At 42.3% G+C, this 17,853-nt stretch carries 8 protein-coding genes; 7 read left to right on the top strand and 1 reads right to left on the bottom strand.

The genetic code is table 11. The features are described 5' to 3' along the window. Positions 1 to 10 precede the first annotated feature (10 nt). The 5 genes from ABD985_RS11165 to ABD985_RS11145 all read left to right on the top strand — a co-directional run bounded on the left by ABD985_RS11165 (position 11) and on the right by ABD985_RS11145 (position 8,031). Positions 11 to 1,585, top strand: coding sequence for a RagB/SusD family nutrient uptake outer membrane protein (locus ABD985_RS11165; RefSeq protein WP_345371744.1), 1,575 nt, complete (start codon positions 11 to 13; stop codon positions 1,583 to 1,585). A 182-nt stretch (positions 1,586 to 1,767) separates the two neighbouring features. Beyond that, positions 1,768 to 3,234 (top strand): sulfatase, encoded by a 1,467-nt coding sequence (locus ABD985_RS11160; RefSeq protein WP_345371743.1) that lies wholly within the window; start codon positions 1,768 to 1,770, stop codon positions 3,232 to 3,234. Further along, on the top strand, positions 3,235 to 4,254 hold the full coding sequence (locus ABD985_RS11155; protein ID WP_345371742.1) for a DUF4380 domain-containing protein: 1,020 nt from the start codon (positions 3,235 to 3,237) through the stop codon (positions 4,252 to 4,254). After that, a complete protein-coding gene (locus ABD985_RS11150) occupies positions 4,175 to 6,448 on the top strand; it encodes a GH92 family glycosyl hydrolase (RefSeq protein ID WP_345371741.1) in 2,274 nt (757 codons plus the stop codon). The genes ABD985_RS11155 and ABD985_RS11150 overlap by 80 nt, the downstream gene beginning before the upstream one ends. 92 nt (positions 6,449 to 6,540) lie before the next feature. Continuing rightward, positions 6,541 to 8,031 carry a sulfatase family protein gene (locus ABD985_RS11145; protein WP_345371740.1) on the top strand — a complete coding sequence of 497 codons (1,491 nt, stop codon included), beginning with the start codon at positions 6,541 to 6,543 and terminating at the stop codon, positions 8,029 to 8,031. Positions 8,032 to 8,099: 68 nt separating this feature from the next. Here ABD985_RS11145 and ABD985_RS11140 read toward each other — a convergent pair whose 3' ends face one another. Further along, positions 8,100 to 9,836 carry a sulfatase family protein gene (locus ABD985_RS11140; protein WP_345371739.1) on the bottom strand — a complete coding sequence of 579 codons (1,737 nt, stop codon included), beginning with the start codon at positions 9,834 to 9,836 and terminating at the stop codon, positions 8,100 to 8,102. Between the two features lie 900 nt (positions 9,837 to 10,736). Between ABD985_RS11140 and ABD985_RS11135 the strand changes: the two genes are divergently transcribed. Together ABD985_RS11135 and ABD985_RS11130 are read left to right on the top strand one after the other, a co-directional pair. Beyond that, on the top strand, positions 10,737 to 15,977 hold the full coding sequence (locus tag ABD985_RS11135; protein WP_345371737.1) for an InlB B-repeat-containing protein: 5,241 nt from the start codon (positions 10,737 to 10,739) through the stop codon (positions 15,975 to 15,977). A 221-nt stretch (positions 15,978 to 16,198) separates the two neighbouring features. After that, a complete protein-coding gene (locus ABD985_RS11130; protein WP_345371736.1) occupies positions 16,199 to 17,602 on the top strand; it encodes a sugar MFS transporter in 1,404 nt (467 codons plus the stop codon). Positions 17,603 to 17,853 lie beyond the last annotated feature (251 nt).

The raw sequence follows: 17,853 nt of genomic DNA, 5'->3' as shown, positions 1-17,853 counted from the left end.
TCACTAAAACATGAGAATCAATATGAAACTGAAATATAAATTACTATCGGTAATACTAGGATCATCCTTGTTGTTTGCATCAGGCTGTACTGAAGAGTTTTTACAAGATGCTATTGTCGAACAACAACTGGATGCCAATACATTTTACCAGTCAGAAGAACATGCGATTGCAGCCTCTAATGCGATGTATAGCCCTTTACATTGGCAAGGCTTGTTCAAGCGCCATAGGTATATGCTCGATTTTATGAGCGGGGATCTAATTCCTACCTCTGGGGCAAATCAACTGATGGAATATCCAGAGTTTAGATTTAATCCTACGACACAAAACTTTATTCCTCGTGCTTGGGAAGCATGCTATGTTGGGATTTCCAGAGCCAATGTTGTGTTGGAGCAAGTACCAGAAATCCAGTTTTCACAAGAGACCGAAGAGATGAAAACAAGAATTTTGGGAGAGGCTAAGTTCTTGAGAGGTTTCTATTATTTTAACTTAGTACGCTTGTATGGTGGAGTTCCATTGTATACGGAGTCCTTTTCAGGAGGCCTGGACGATCCGATGTTTCAACCCGAGCGTAATACAGAAGAAGAGGTGTACGCACAAATCGAGAAAGATTTTATGGATGCGGCAGCCACCTTACCGCTGGCTTATGAAGGCGATGATATTGGCAGGGCGACAGCGGGTGCTGCCCAGGCATTTTTGGGTAAAGTATACCTTTACCAACAAAAATATGGAGAGGCAAGAACAGCTCTGAAAAAAGTGATCGATGGAGAGTTTGGTGATTATGCCTTAGTACCTTTTAATGATAACTTCTTGGAAGGGACAGAAAATAACGTTGAGTCTCTCTTTGAGATTCAGCAAGCCAATGTGGCAGGAACTAACCCTTGGAGAGATAAGGATGATCCAATTGCCTCCAGAGCCAATTGGGTAGCTTCAGCTTTAAGTCCTCGTAATGGAGGTGGCTTTGCCAATGGGCTACCATCTCCAGAAGTGAATGCCTTCTTTAATGCTCGTCCAGAGGAAAATGCCGTAAGACGTTATTTTACTATTGCCAGACCAGGGGATGTATGGGCCAACTGGAATCCAATTGCTCCAGATCCGGTTGCCGCTAAGCAGTGGCATGTAAGAGCAGCGGAAACTAATGGGGAACCATTTTCTGCCGTAAGAAAGTTTGTAAAAGCTCCGAACGACTGGTCTCCATTTAATCAGGTAGGCACTAACTTTAGAGTGATGCGCTACGCAGAAGTTCTATTGTTATTTGCCGAAGCCGAAAATGAGGTAAATGGCCCTACCGCAGAAGCTTATAGTGCGATTAATCAGGTAAGAGAAAGAGCACAGGTAGATGTGCTTCCGGCAGGACTGGATAAGGAAGCCTTTTTCGAAAGAATTGTTACAGAGAGAAGATTGGAGCTAACGTTTGAGTTTCAGCGTTTCTTTGATCTGGTACGTTGGGGTAAAAGAGCTAATGTGCCAGCCATTGCAGATCCTGCGCAAATGCCTGGTTTCGTGAAAGGGAAAAACGAAGTCCTTCCGATTCCTGAGGAGGAAATCATTGCCAATCCAAACTTGGCGCAGAATCCAAACTATTAATACAATAGAATAGGTAGAAACTGGTCGTAGCGTCCTCGCTACGACCTGTAGCGGGTTTGTACTATCTTCTCTATAACCAATGTTTCGTTAAGCGGGCAACATTGGAGCAATCCTTTGATCAAGGCTTTTGAAACTTTATTGATTGTTGATACAACCTCTTTTACCAAACACGCTAATGAATTATGAGACTTTTTAATAAAAAAGCACAGGGGATAGTATTTGTATTACTAGCCTTTTTGAGCAGTGTATCCTTTGCCCAAACGTCTAAATCGCCCAAGACCACTCCACCAAATATCCTGTTGATCTATGTGGATGACCTCGGCTGGTCAGACCTTGGTTGTTATGGGAATACTTACCATGAAACTCCTCGCATAGATGCTTTTGCCGCAGAGACCATGAAATATACCAATGCCTATGCAGCAGCACCAGTATGTTCTCCTGCCAGGGCAGGGCTGTTTTCAGGACAGTACCCTGCAAGAGTAGGGTTGACCGACTGGATTCCCGGGCATTGGCGTCCTTACGAGAAGAAAACTGCGGTGATCAACCGAATACAGCATCTTCCGCTGGAAATAGAAACATTTGGGGAGGTATTGCAGCAGAATGGATACAAAACGGGATACTTTGGAAAATGGCACTTAGGAGATGAGGAGCCTTTCTTCGTTGATAAGCAAGGGTTTGAGGAGGTTGTGATGTATCAAGGAGGAGGGGCTTATTACGGACTGAAAGAAAAGTTTTATCCTCCGCAGCAAATCGAGGATTCGGTATACTTGACGGATGCACTCACAGATTATGCATTGGAATTTCTAGAAGCCAATAAGGATACTTCGTTTTGTCTGGTGGTTTCTCATTTTGCAGTGCATTTGCCTTTGGAAGTACCGGAACAATACCTTACGCCATTTCAAGCAAAGGAGCCTTCGGAGGAAATCAATAACCCCTGGTATGCCGGTATGTTAAAGTCATTGGATGATAATGTCGGTCGACTCTTGGATCAATTGGATACGTTAGGGTTATCAGACAATACAGTGGTTTTCTTTTATAGTGATAATGGTGGGCTACATAAACCTTACCGGGAAGAGTATCTGAAATATACCCGCAATCAGCCTGTCACCTCCAATGCTCCTTTAAAGGGTGAAAAAGGAAACCTCTACGAAGGAGGTATACGTGTTCCTTTGATGGTTAGGTGGAATGATAAAGATTTTATGCAGGTAGAAAATAAAGAAGTGGTGACAGGAGTGGATTTATATCCAACATTTCTGGAACTAGCGGGTATCGGTACAAAGAATCGTCTTTTGGATGGAGTGAGTATTTTGCCCAATAAAAAGAATGAGGAGCAGCTAAGAAATAGAGCTGTTTTTTGGCATTATCCGGTATATCATCATGGAGAACCATCTTCTGCGATTCGATCTGGAGCATACAAGCTGATTTATAATCATCTAACGGAAACGTCAGAGCTATATGATTTGGAGAATGATCTTTCAGAAAGATATGATTTATCAGTCCAAGAGCCAGCGGTGACAAAACGCTTGTATGACCAACTTCAAGAACATTTAAAATCCATGGGGGCAGACCTGCCAAAGGAAAATCCAAACTATCTGGAATCTAGAAGGAAAGAGTGGGGAGTACATCCTGATAAAAACAAGGAAAACTAAATGATGGAGAAACGATTTATTTTCTTTCTGCTATTGTGCGCTTGTTCTTGGACGCCACAAAAACAGCATAACGATATGGAGGAAGTGATTTTGGAAAATGGAAAAACAAAAGTGAGGTTGTTACCGGCTAAGGGAGGTCGTTTGGATCAATTGCATTATGGAGAAATACCTTTGTTGGCAGGAGCGGAAATGGATATCGATCTATCAGGTGCAGTGTGGTGGCCTTCTCCCCAAAGTATGTGGCAATGGCCTCCTCCAGAGGCGATTGACAAAGGTGCGTATGAGGTGATAGAACAAGAGGAAAGCCAACTTGTAGTACAGAGTGCTGTGAGTGCTCCCTTGGGTTTAAGAGTAAGAAAAACATATGAGTTACAAACGGAGGAGCATTTACGTATTCAGTATCAAGCCTATAATGCTTCTCAAGAAACGTTAGCCTTTGGTCATTGGGAGGTGAGTAGACACCCCAAAGGAGGACGCTTACTTTCTGCTGTGGGAGAAGCTTTTGAGACTTCTTTGGAAGTGAAACGAAAGCAATCACTTTACCATAAGCAATCCACGGAGAATACCTTGTATGAAAAAACAGAAGGGGTATATGATTTTAAGATAGCATCAACAGATTTAAAGCTTCCTGGAAGAACAGAAAATAAGCTTTTTCTGGACGGAAAAGGCTGGGTAGCTTACTATGATCGTCACGTACTTTTGGTAAAGGTTATACAAGATCAATCAAAAGAAAAAATAGCTCCTGAGCAAGCTGAGATAGAAGTGTATGTCTCTCCAATTTTACCCATGGTAGAGGTGGAGGTACATGGAAATTATCAAGCGGTAAAGCCTGGGAACACGACAGACTTTCAAGTAGACTGGTATTGGGAAATTTTACCAGCACAAGAGCAGCGAAGTACGAAAGAGTTACTTCCTGAAATCAACAAAATTTTAAATAAACATGAAAAGATATATAAAATGGATATGGGGGAGTATACTCTTGATGGGAGTACAGGCTTGTCAGCCAACACCTTCCCTTGAACGTATTCCAAGATCTACCGCTGATGTAACGCAGTGGGTGAATCCTTTTATTGGTACTACTAATGAAGGCAATACGCATCCTGGTGCGGCCTTGCCTTGGGGACTGGCAGCAGCTACTCCCCATACGATCAACTTTAGAAATCGGGCAACCAATCCTGCCGTTTATCGTTATGGGGATCCTTATATTTATGGGTTTGGAAGTGTAAATTTATCGGGTTTGGGGTGCCCTATTGCTGGAGCCGTACCTTTAAAGTTCTCAAGGGGAGAATTTCAGTGGGATATTACGCATTTCGAATCTACTTACAGTAAAGAAGAGGCTACTCCGGGATATTATAATGTACAATTAGATAAACATCAGCTTCAGGTTGCCATGACGGCTACACAAAGAAGTACTCGTTTTAAGGTGATCCCTCAAGAAGGGACTGCTCCCCTTAATTTGATGTTGGATATAGGTGCTAATATGAGTCATAAAAAAGGGGGAGGAGTTAATTTGGTCAATGAGCAATTGGTCACGGGATTCCAGCATGATGGGAGTTTTTGTGGAGTGAAGAAAAATGCAAAGATTTATTTTGCCATGAAGGTGCATACTAAACCTACTAGCGTACAGATGTTGGAAAATAAACAGCAGAGTAGTAAGCGATCGGTCGAAGGAGCACAAGCCGGAGTACTGTGGGTCTTTGATCCTGTAGATCAACCTGTGGAGGTGAGTGTGGGCATTTCATTTGTCTCAACGGAAAATGCACTTCAAAACCTGCAAACAGAGCAAGGAGTAAAGGATTTTGATACCTTGAAAGAAGAAGCGCAACAAACCTGGAATGAAGCGCTGTCAAAGGTAGAAATAGAAGGAGGTAGTGAAGATGAGAGAACGGTTTTCTATACCGCTTTGTACCATTCCCTGTTTTTGCCCCATGTCATTAGTGATGTTAACGGAGCCTATAAAAACAATGAGACGGATAGTGTCTATATGGCTGAAGGGTATACCCGCTATAGTACGTATTCTTTATGGGATACCTATCGTAGTTTACATCCTTTGTTATCGCTTTTGTACCCGAAGCAGGAGTGTGATATGGTCCAATCCATGATAGAAATGTACAAGGAAGGAGGATGGTTGCCTAAGTGGGAGTTGTTTGGTTATGATACCTATGTGATGGTAGGAGACCCCGCTGTTCCGGTTATTACAGATACTTATTTGAAAGGGATTACTGATTTTGATGCTGAAACGGCCTTGGAAGCGATGCTGAAGGGAGCCTCGGTAAGAGAACATAATCCTATCAGACCGGGAAATCAGCATTATCTGGATCTGGGGTATATTCCTATTGATGATAGGGGAGGAGACCCTCAACAGTTTACCTTTACTAATGGGATTGTTTGGGGACCTGTTTCGACCACCTTGGAGTATAACTTTGCCGACTACAATATTGCACAGTTGGCAAAGGCATTAGGTAAAGAGGACCTTTATCAAAAGTACTATAAACAGAGCATGTCATTTACAAAACTATATGACTCGGAAACATCGTTCTTCCGTCCAAAACGTAAGGATGGTTCCTGGATGCAACCCTTTGATCCTTTGGATCGACATTTCGATATACGTTGGAAGATGAGTGGAGGAAAAGGTTTTGTAGAAGGGAATGCCTGGCAGTATAACTTTTTTGTCCCCCATGCTATTGATTCTCTTAGAGCATTAATGGGAGAGAAGGTATTTTACGAAAAGTTGCAACGATTGTTTGATGAAGGACAGTTTGACTTGACCAATGAACCTGACATCACCTATCCTTACCTCTTTAATTATATCAAAGGAAAAGAACAGTTGACACAGCGTTATATACAAGAAGAAACTGCAGAGCATTATACCAATAGTCCGGATGGTATTCCTGGAAATGATGATGCTGGAACGCTTTCCGCTTGGTTGGTTTTTGCCCAGCTGGGCATTTTCCCTGATGCCCCCGGAATCCCTATTTATCAGTTGACGACACCGAAATTTCAAAAAACGGTCTTACATTTAGATGAATATGTCTATGGGGGAAAACAAGTAGTCTTGGAGAAAACAGGAAGACAAGGAAGCTATTTTAGTCATGCATTACTGAAAGATGGTACTAAGGTCGATCGCTTCAGAGTAGGACATCAGCAACTCTTAAACTCGGGAGGCATTACCTATCAGATGGATAGTGTAGAAGTACAACAAGCCTCTATGTAGAGACGCTATGTAGTGTTTATCGGTTATCGCTTGTCGTTTATAAGCGATAACCGATAAACATATATATCTTTTTTAAAATGATATTAAAAAGAATGAAATACATCTATTTTTTAGGAATAATAGGAGTATTGTGGTGCTCCTCTTGTTCAGAAAAGCGAAAATATCCCAACGTGATTTTAATCCTGGCAGATGATCTAGGGTATGGTGATATCAGTGCCTATCAACCACAATCGGCCTTAAAAACACCTGTACTCGATAGCCTTGCCAAATCAGGACTCAGCTTTACCAATGCGCATGCAGCCTCGGCAGTATGTACACCTTCTCGCTACTCCTTGTTGACAGGAGAATATAGTTGGCGCTCCAAACTCAAAAGCGGAGTGCTTTTTGGGTATGACCAACCCTTGATTACTCCTGAGAAAATGACCATCCCTAAGATGCTCAAGCAATTGGGATATCAAACCGGAATGATAGGGAAATGGCATCTAGGGCTTCCTTGGCAGTTGAAGGAGGACTCCGATTATAAAGAGCGAACGAAAGAGAAAATTTACTTTCAGGTTTTGGCAAAGGAAAATGATGTGGTACTGGATGCACCTTTTACAGATACCTTATGGCATCAGAAGATCGGTTTTGATTATTTCTATGGGATTAGTGCTTCTTTGGATATGCCTCCCTACGGATTTGTAGAAAATGGACATTATACGGGATCCTTAACCGCTACATTGCAAGCAAAAAAAGATACGACCCTTACCCAAAATACCTTTTGGCGATCAGGTCCTGCAACACCTGATTTTGAGCCGGAAGAAGTATTAGGGCAACTGCTAGAGCAATCGACTGCTTTTATTGAGCGTAATCAGGATGGACCTTTCTTTTTATATGTTCCATTGACAGCTCCCCATACGCCTTGGTTGCCTACAAAAGATTTTCAGGGTAAGTCAGGAGTAGGGACCTATGGTGATTTTGTGCAAATGGTTGATTGGAGTGTAGGAGAGATCACAGCTAAATTAAAAGCATTGGACTTGCAGGAGGAGACGATTATTATTTTTAGTTCTGATAACGGAGCACCACTCAAGGGAATTGATAGCTATGGAGGAGAAGGACATGCCGCCAATGCGGGTTGGAGAGGGCAGAAAGGAGATCTATACGAAGGGGGACACCGAGTACCTCTGATTATGACCTGGGGGAACCAACTCCCAGCGCGTCAAAGCGGAGAGCTAGTGATGCTGAATGATGTGATGAGGACATTGGCAGACTTATTAAATATCTCCTTACAGAAGGGAGAAGGGGTTGATAGCCATAGCTTTGCCGGAGTAGTATCAGGAGAAGAAAACTGGCAGGGAAGAACAGAGGCCGTTTATCATTCTCAGGTAGGTACTTTTGCGCTACAGCATGGGAACTGGAAATGGATTGAGCATTTGGGGTCTGGGGGATTCAGTAAACCTCGTATCGTAGAACCAGAAGGAGTGGAAACAGGACAACTTTATAACCTACAGGAAGATACGCTGGAACAAAATAATCGTATGCTTCAAGAGAAAGAGCGTGCAATGTATCTGCAGCAAAGGCTGAAAGAAATGAAGAGTTTTTAATGAAGAATGAAAAGTGAAGAATGAAGAATAAATACCACTATTCTTCATTCTTCACTTTTCATTCTTCACTAAAAATTCAACTGTACTTGTACTTCTTCACTCGGCTGATAACCATAACGTATACTTTTTATTTTCACGCCATTTTTTAGTTCCTCTAGAGGTAATGGAGTCGTGTAGATATGCCACCTGTTATGGTCGGGATATTGATAGGCGATCGTGGCACCTTCCGTAGAGCAAGTCAGGTGGATTTTTTGATCCTGTATTGCGTAAACAGGAGAATCGGTAACAGGTTGCTTACCTCCTGGCCACATACGTTCGGCTTGTACGACTTCTTCTTCCAAGTAAAGATCATTGACTTCCTGCTGCCACTCTTTTAATGCTCCTCGCATACGTTTTAGTACGCTTTCATACTGCGTAGTGTCAGCTGCTAGATTATTGAGTTCAAAAGGATCATTTTGTAAATCATAGAGTTCTTCTGCTGTGTTTTTTGGGTGATAAAGCCAATAGGATTGTGCCTTATTCAATTTCCCTTCCTTTTCTAAGGCAAATATATTTTGCATCAATGGCATCTGATTTAGGAACTTGATAGGCTGACTATAGGGTACTTCAGGTTGGAAGTTACGAATGTACTTGTAGCGATGATCCCTTACAGCTCTTCGCGTATCATAACGATTATCCATACGGTCACGGGCAGCATAGATATAATCTCTTGGCTGCTCTTTTAGTGTACTGATCATCGATTTTCCTTGCATATATTTAGGTATTTCCACATTAGCTAACTCCAGTACTGTAGGGACAAAATCTAAGAAGCTATATAAGGCAGTGTCTCTTTGTACTTGCTGGTAACGGGTAGGCTTAAGCTTCTCCGGAAAGTAAATGACCAATGGGCACTTGATCCCGCTATCATAGATCCATCTTTTGGCTCTTGGCAAGCAATCTCCATGGTCAGAGGTGAGGAAAATAATGGTATTGTCCATTAATCCATCTTCCTTAAGCTCTTGGAGAATCTTACCAATCTGTACATCCATGCGACTGATATTATCATAAAGTCGGGCAATATGCGAGCGGCTTACTTCATTATCTGGTAAGAAAGGAGGAACGTCGACATCTTTTGGATTAACAGTATAGGCAGGATCAAAAGGAGGACGCTTTTGCACGTCAGGCGCAAGGGCTGTGACGTCAATATTAAAATCTTTGAAAAACTTCTCCTTGGTACTGTCTGGCCAAATATTGATTTCGTGTGTAATCTCAAAAGAGTAATACATAAAGAATGGACGATCTTGATCTTCTTTGCTGCGATTTCTCCAAGAAGGGTAATCAGAGACCTCATCCCATATCGTGAAAGGATTTCCGAACTGATAGTCTAGCTTACGATAAGAGGATGTCCAGTATCCAGCAGCTCGAAGGAGCTCAGGAAAAGCCTTGACCTCGGCAGGAGGAACGGCATTATAGTTAGGGACACCCGGCATAGGAATCACACTCTTGGACTGTCTCATATGCTGCGTGCCAATACTGCTTGGATACATGCCCGTAATAAGAGAAGAACGACTGGGAGCACAAACCCCCGCGGCAGAAAAAACATTATCGAAGACAACACCCTGCTCCGATAAGGTATTCATATGGGGAGTATGTGCCAAAGAATCTCCATAAGCGGCCCATCTTGGGCTTAAATCCTCTGCCACTAACCAGATAATATTAGGTCGCTTTTGATCGTTAGTAGTCGTCTGATCATTAGAGGTATTAGTCAATACATTGCATTGGCAAAAAAACAATAAGGCGAGAACGTATATAATTTTGTGTCTCATAAGATTTAAAGGTTCATGAAAAAATAATTGATGAATAGTATTACAGGTTAATGTTTATTGGTTATCGCTTATCGTTTAGAAATAATAATTGATAAACATGGCCGCAGTTCATTAAGGTTGAATAAATAACCGTCATACTACTAGCCAGCTCTGTTGAACCGTTGAATCGTTGAATTGAGCTTCGCTCGTTGATTCGAGTTGAACTGTTGATTGATAATAAATATATGTACTCATACAACTTATCAACTCGAATCAACTCACCAAAGGTGAAATTCAACGATTCAACGATTCAACGATTCAACAAAGCTGTTGGGTAGTATGACGGTTATTTATTCAACCTTAATCCACTGGGATAGCATCAACCTTAATACTTATAGTTTCAAGAACGCTTACAGGGCGTTGAGATCACTTTGGATTAAAAAACATGGATAAAATTATAGGGGGGAAAGTTGATACTATCTTCATTATTAGGTTGATCGGTTATTGTTTATCGCTTATGGTTTAAATAAATTTCATAACTCATAACTCATAACTCATAACTCATAACTCATAACTCATAACTCATAACTCATAACTCATAACTCATAACTCACAACTCCCCCTCTATTTCTCCCTCAATTTTCTCCTGATTCTTAAATGAAGCAATTCTGTAAGAAGATCTTTAGTGTTTCAGTATAAAACACCTTCGTGAATTTATTTATCTGATAATCAATGTTTTGTGTTTTAATTTTAAGTGTTAGGAGAAAATTCTATTTCTCTTGATTTTGAAAAATAAACCCTTTCGTAGGTAGATAAGCGTAGTTTCAACACGATCAACTAAAGTATAGGCGAAAACAACCCATTCTACACACACACACACTTTTCACCTATCAATTATTTATTTTAAATCATTTGCTTTAAATGAAACTGTTGAAACTGACACATGTACTAGGATTGCTAATTGGTTTGTTAGCAATTAGAACAACCAATGCACAAGTACCGGCTCCTCCTTCTCAATGGGGGGAAAAGGATCGCTGGGAAAGCCTTAACCCGGGAGGGGGAGGACAAATTCAGGATGTTTATTTTGATCAAAATGTAGAAGGACGTATATGGTTCTCTAGTGATATGGAAGGCGTATACCGGTCGGATGATTTTGGGCAGTCCTGGAATTTCGTAAGTAAAGACCTGAGTCACGGAATGGCTTTTGTGATAGCACAGGAAAAAGGAGATCCCTCTACTGCAAAAACATATCAAGGGGGACTATATGGAGCACATGTCTCCACGAACTCCAATGCACCAGATTACCACGATGTAACATGGGACATTATTGAAGAAACCAGAGGAGATGCGATTGCTTCTATAGGGGTTTCCTTTGATAATCAAACGGTCATTCTGGCTCCGGGATGGCAAAATAAAGATCCTCAAAAGGGGCAGGCATCTTTGATTAGTCCCGTACAAAACCTGACAACAGATAAGTTCAACGGGGCAAGAGACCTATATATCTCAAAAGATGCTGGACAGACCTGGAGTACGGTCAACTATACCACTCGTACGGGGTACCGAAATGTCTTTGGGGTAGCCATGCACCCTACCACCGATAATATTTACATAGGTGCAGCGGCAGGAGTGTTTTATTCTACGAATGGAGGAGACTCATTTGTAGAGGTGACCAAACCGACCGATGCTTTGGGAGACCCCGGGAATGCTACAACGATTGCCAAAAGACCGGACGGAGGAGCTAGAGGGGTAGCAGTTTCTCCAGATGGACAATATCTTTATGCGACTTACCAAACACAAGGTGGTGCTACCTATGCAGAAAAAAGATGGGCAATCTACGCTGCAAAACTGAACGCCAGTGGCGTACCGGGAAGTTGGCAGAAAATTATAAACAATCTTCCGGAAACAGCAGAGTGGTATGACCCTAAAGTTGATCCTCGTTCTACGACTTCTCAACATAAGATTCTTTTGGGGACGGTCTGGAATGATAATGCCAATCGTTTGGGATTATGGGAAGGTACGGTAGACCTGGATGCTTCAGGAAATATTACAGCTCATAATTGGACTGACGTACTCAACTTGCCGAAAGCAGGTCGTTGCTATGACTTTGAACCAAGCTGGGAGGTAAGGGATTTCATCGTAAGAACATTCGACTATTCTCCAGCGAGTTGGAGTAAGCATCAGGTGATTTCCATGGGTGGAATGAATGTCTTCCTAACGGATGTAGATGTACCGGAATACCCTTGTTCTTCCTGGAAAGAAGTATATGGAGAAGTGATCTATTATCATAATGGGTTGGCTATGTCACGTGAAAGAGGTTTTGCCTCTCCTTATAGCTACGATGTGGATAGCTATGGTAGTTATATGGTACAAGGAAATGCCGATCATGGATTGCTTCAGAGCTTGGATCATGGGTACTCTTGGACTTCTGAGCATGGTCCTCAGGGAATTACCAATGTGATGTCTGTCTTGACAGTACCTACCAACCCTGCATTAGTATTGATTGATGCCCGTAAAGGATATGGCGCACCGAGCCAGTCGGCAGGAGGATTATATGCCAAAGTCATTGATGAGCAAACCATAGGGGATACTCCAGACTGGGTATTGATTGGAGGGGATATCCCAAATACTGTGGGAACCACCAATGGCCTACCTTCCCGAAACTATCGTGCGATGTCTTATGACCCGAATAATGTGAGTAGGGTATACGTATCAACCAGAGGGAAGAACTGGGGAGGAGAAACAATTGAAGGAGGAGTGTATGTCACAGACGATGTGGTAGCTACGTTTAATGGAACAGGTTCTTGGAGAAAGATCTCTAGCAGTAATATGGCTTACCGTGATATCAGGGATGTTTATGCTGACCCTAATAACAGCAATTACATTTATGCTCGATCGGCAGGGTCAGGAAGTGCCGGAAGTATCTACCAAGGGATTCGACAAACCGATGGAACATACGCATGGACGGACGGAGAAGCGACTTTGCAGAATATCAACGACATGTATGTTTTTGAAAATGGAGGACAGACTTGGTTGGTGGCTTCGGGTACAATTAATGGACAATATGGGATTCACTTGAACAAAAACCCAAGAGCAACCAATTGGAGTGCTGCTAGTAGTTGGGAGTACACAGGGTTTGATATAGCAAAGTCTCTGGAGCTAAGACCAGAGAAGTGGATAGAGCCGAATGAGCCTATTGCTATTCGTGGCTTGGCTGCTTATGAGCAGTATATTGTTGCCATTACGGAGGTGACATCACACAAGAAAGGGCTAGGATGTTTCTTAGGAGAGATTAAGTCGGATGGAACGGTAAGCTGGAGAGACTGGAGTATGGCATCAGGCAATAACCGTATGATCGAAAACCCAACGGCCAATCAGGCAAGGGTAAAGATAGAGAATGGAACACCTTACTTTTATATTGCCTTAGCAGGTACAGGGCCTTGGAGAAGACAATTAGCAACTTCCTGTCTAGAAGTAAGTAAGGCACAGCATACGTTTGGGAATGAAGTAGATAATACGATTATCCCTGTAACTTCGGATCAAAGTTGGACGGTGAGTAGCACAGCTTCATGGTTGACCGCCAATAGAAGTGGTAATTATGTATCGATTTCGGTAACGGAAAATATGGGGGCACAACGAGTCGCTGAGGTAACGATTAATGGTTGTGAAACGAAAATCATTACGGTAAAACAGAATTCGCCAGCCTCTTGTATTATTGAGTTATCTTCAACAACGGCATCTTTTGGGGCAGAAGGAGGGGCTACGACGGTTACAGCAACTTCCGATGATAGCTTTTCGATCACGACAAGTGCCTCTTGGGTGAGTGCGGCGTTGTCGGGTGATCAGTTACAGGTAGCCGCAGCCACCAATACCACCTACAAGGAACGAACTGCAGTGGTGACGCTTACGGGTTGTGGGGAGCAGCAGATTACAGTGATGCAGGATGCTAAAGCCAATGGCAACCCAGTGCAAGGAAACGAGACCTTTACCTTGCTAGGAAATACAAGTGATTGGACCACGGGGGCATTTACAGGAGATGAAGGATTTGTCTGGAACTTTACAATGGCCAAAAAGACGAGTACCATCAACGGCAACACGATCAAGTTGGATAATAGTGAAGGAGGAGCCTTGGAAGGAACCTTGTCGTCAGGAATAGAGTCCTTGTCATTCTGGGCAGCCCCTACTGGAACCGGAAATACAAGTGGGGTAGAGGTATTTGTCAATAATGTTTCGGTTGGAAAATTCAATATTGATAAAGCCGCAGCTCCTCAGCAATTTACGATTGATGGAATCAATGAATCGGCAGTCGCTGACGTAAAGTTTGTAGGATTCAATAATTCAGATGTGCAGTTGGATGATATCAGCTGGGTAGGGTATGGTGAAAGTACAGCATCGATGTACGCGCTTTTGGTGACAAACGGTAATGGAAGTGGAAACTATGAAGCAGGAGAGGTAGTGACCATTATTGCTAATACCCCTGCTGAAGGTGAAGTCTTCGAGGGATGGACAGGAGATGTTACTTATCTTTCAGATGCCAGTGCATTGACGACAACATTGACCATGCCAGCAGCGAATGTGAGTGTTACTGCCAACTATAGCACAGCCCCTCAACCAACCTATACACTTAATGTAGTCAATGGTACTGGTTCAGGACAGTATGAAGTAGGTACAGCGATTAGTATTTCTGCCAATGCACCTGCAGCGGGGGAAGTCTTCGATAAATGGACAGGGGCAGTCAATAATCTGGATGATGCATTCAACCCTATGGCTACGGTAACCATGCCTGCCAATGGTATGACAGTGACCGCAACGTATAAGGCAGTAGAGACCTCTTCTGGTGGAGGATTAGAGACCTTTGACAATTTGCCTATCCTAAACCAGTGGACGGATGGTAGTTTTGTCGGTAATGATAATATTACTTGGAACTATGTGCAGGTGAAGCGTACGTCTACGATCAACGGCAATACAATCAAGCTAGATCATAGTGCAGGGGCAAGTCTATCTGCAACGCTTCCGGGAGGAATGAGTAGTTTGTCTTTTCAAGCCGCACCTACTGGGACAGGTAGTCCAAGTGGAGTAGAGGTATTCATTAATGGGACCTCTATTTTTCAATATACTATCGAGAAGGCATCTGCAGTACAGACCATCACCATTAATAACCTGGAGTATGAAGGGGACGTAGCCTTACAGTTGGTAGGAATGAATACCTCCGATGTACAGTTGGATGATATTTCTTGGACCGGTTTTGAGGTGGTACAACCTACTTATAACTTGACAGTAGCAGGAGGTACAGGTTCCGGTGTTTATGAGGAAGGTAGTGTTGTTACAGTAGTGGCGGATGCTCCGGCAGCGGGAGAGGAGTTTGACCAATGGACAGGAGGAGTAAGTAATCTGAATAATAAATTCGATGCGACAACTACGCTAACCATGCCGGCACATGGAGTAACAATTACAGCTACCTATAAGCCAATCTCGGTGACATCAGATGATGGCCTAGAAACCTTCGACAATTTACCGACCCTGAATCAGTGGACAGATGGTTCCTTTACCGGAAATGATAATATCGTATGGAGCTATGTGCAAGCCAAGCGTACGTCTACTATCAACGGCAATACGATCAAGCTATCCAATAGTGTCAATGGAAGTCTTTCCGCTGATATCCCTAATGGAATAAGTAGCCTAAGCTTCAAGGCTGCTCCTACAGGCACTGCCCAGAAGAGTGGAGTAGAAGTATGGATCAATGGTGTGCAGCAAGGGACTTTTGAGATGGAGGTGAATTCAGGTACAAACATCTTCACATTGAGTAATATCGATACAGAAGGCACTGTCAATGTATCATTCAAGGGGTTCAATAATGCTGACCCTCAGTTAGATGATATTAGCTGGAGCAGTTATACGCTGACTTCTGGCAATAGACTGGATACCAATAAGACTCCTTTTGGCTTGCTAAACAAAGAAGCATCTAAAGTATATCCGACGTTGGTAGAAGATTACTTAACCATTGAGGTGGATAGACCACAGGTTGTCTCTATGATCAGCGTACAGGGTATTGTCGTGAAAAGTCTAGAAGTATCACAAACGACAACGATAGACCTTACGGCACTCCGAAAAGGGATGTATGTAGTGAAAGTAGGAACGGAAGTCTTCCGAATGATCAAGAAGTAAATTTTTTCTGAAGGATAAAGGATAAAGGATTATTTTCCTTCATCCTTCATCCTTCATCCTTCATCCTTCATCCTTCATCCTTCATCCTTCATCCTTCATCTAATTTATTCGCATTTGAAAATCACAAGAGATTAATCCACAGGGTTGTCTTAATTGAGAGGGATATATCATCAGGCTGTTTCTGAATAGAAGCAGCCTATTTACCATTAAACAAAACAATTATGGAAAACCGTTATAGGTCAATATTATATGTTGTGACCGCTTTGTTTTTCATGTGGGGATTTCTGACCTGCATGAATGATATTCTTATCCCTTATCTCAAGGAGATGTTTGAACTGAAATACTGGCAGGCGATGTTGGTACAGTTTGCTTTTTTTGGAGCGTACTTTATTGGTTCATTACTGTATTTTTTACTCTCTCTCAGGATAGGAGATCCGATCAATAAGATAGGCTATCAAAATGGCATCGTATTAGGGTTATTTATGGCAAGTGTAGGATGCTTTCTTTTTTATCCGGCAGCGCTCTATGGAGTTTATTTTTTCTTTTTGATGGCGCTCTTCGTATTGGGCTTAGGTTTTACGATGCTGCAAATTGCAGCCAATCCCTATGTTTCTATTTTAGGGCCTGAGGAAACTGCCTCTTCTCGTCTTAATATGTCACAGGCATTTAACTCCTTGGGAACAACGGTAGCACCTATTTTAGGAGGGTACTTGGTATTTGAATACTTCTTTTCGGAAGGTCTAGGAGGAGAAGCTGTGAAAATCCCGTATTTATTGTTTGGAACAGTCTTTCTACTAATGGCTATTGTTTTTAAGTTGATCAACCTGCCCGAATTCAGCAACAAAGAAACGACTCTGAAAGGGATGCAAGTTTTGAAATTTCGTAATTTATCGTGGGGTACGGTAGCCATTTTTGTGTATGTAGGCGGAGAGGTAGCGATCGGAAGTTTCCTGATCAATTTTATTGGACTAAATGAAATTATGGGCTTGGAAGAAGCGACCGCCAAAAATTACCTGGCGTATTATTGGGGGGGAGCGATGATCGGACGTTTCTCCGGAGCGATTTCCTTAAGTGAAATGAAGACCACCCGAAAATATTTGATGATGATCTTCACTTCGGTGCTTTCTTTTGGGTTGATCTTTAGTATTGCCAGCATCAGCATAGCGGAGGCATGGCCATACTTGTTGGTTATTTTGGTGAACTATGCTGCATTTATTCTGGGGAAGAGTATTGCTGGAAGAACATTGGCTATTTTTGCTGCAGGCATTATCAGTTTGTTGGTGTTAGCTATGTTAACCACGGGAAGTATTGCTATGTGGGCTTTGGTAGGCGTTGGCATTTTCAATAGTATCATGTGGCCCAATATCTTTACGATTGCGATTAGCGGCTTGGGAAAGTATACTAGCCAAGGGGCGTCTTTGTTGGTAATGTCTATTTTGGGAGGAGCCTTAATTCCTCTGCTACAAGGCATCGCAGCAGATGTCATGGGCGTACAGCTATCATTTATAGTTCCTTTGTGTTGTTATTTGTATATCCTTGCCTATGGTGTGATGAGTCACCGATGGAAAAAGGAGGAAGACAAGAAGGAAGAGGAAGCAAATACGAAGGTGATTTCCATGCATTAAAAAAAACATGAATGACCCCATATTAACATTTAAGGGGGGATTCATGTTTTTTTGTTTAAAAAGTGCCTTTATATATTTGAAAACGGCCTTGAAGAATTGCCGTTAAAATTTTTAATCGTAAAAGCGTTAAGAAAATTCCATTGTTTGAGCGTAGCGAGTTTGGAATTTTTAGCTTTTTCGATTAAAAATTAGGCAAATTCTTCAAAGCCTTGATTTTTTTGCTTCGTTTTTTCATCAAGGAAAAAATGAAG

The organism is Algivirga pacifica (assembly GCF_039543525.1).
In the GTDB taxonomy this organism is placed as follows: Bacteria; Bacteroidota; Bacteroidia; order Cytophagales; family Flammeovirgaceae; genus Algivirga; species Algivirga pacifica.
This window is presented reverse-complemented; position numbering and strand designations above follow the sequence as displayed.